The sequence below is a fragment of the Burkholderia sp. SIMBA_051 genome, assembly GCF_046534915.1.
In the GTDB taxonomy this organism is placed as follows: Bacteria; Pseudomonadota; Gammaproteobacteria; order Burkholderiales; family Burkholderiaceae; genus Burkholderia; species Burkholderia ambifaria.
Window position 1 is genome coordinate 1 of sequence record NZ_JAWRXS010000902.1, and the last position, 236, is coordinate 236.

1 protein-coding gene is annotated in these 236 nt (G+C 67.8%); it reads left to right on the forward strand.

Translation table 11 applies throughout. The features are described 5' to 3' along the window. Positions 1-236 (forward strand): hypothetical protein (locus SB771_RS37075; RefSeq protein ID WP_410722296.1); only part of this gene is annotated, 236 nt, incomplete at both ends.

Consider the following 236-nt stretch of genomic DNA (forward strand, 5'->3'; position numbering starts at 1 on the left):
GCATTGGGCCGAACTCACCGACCGCAACCGCTGGTATCGCCGCGCGTACTCCGCCGTCTACGGGCTCACGAGCGCGTATGCGTTTTCATGCAATGCGCCGCGCGATCCGTCCATAGAACTGACCGCGCGCATTCCGGGCGCGCGGGATGCGGGCACGATCGCGGTCGAACTCAATGGCCGGCGCGTGGGCGACGCGTTGCTCAACGACGAATGGCTCTCGCTGCGCGTGGCGGTGC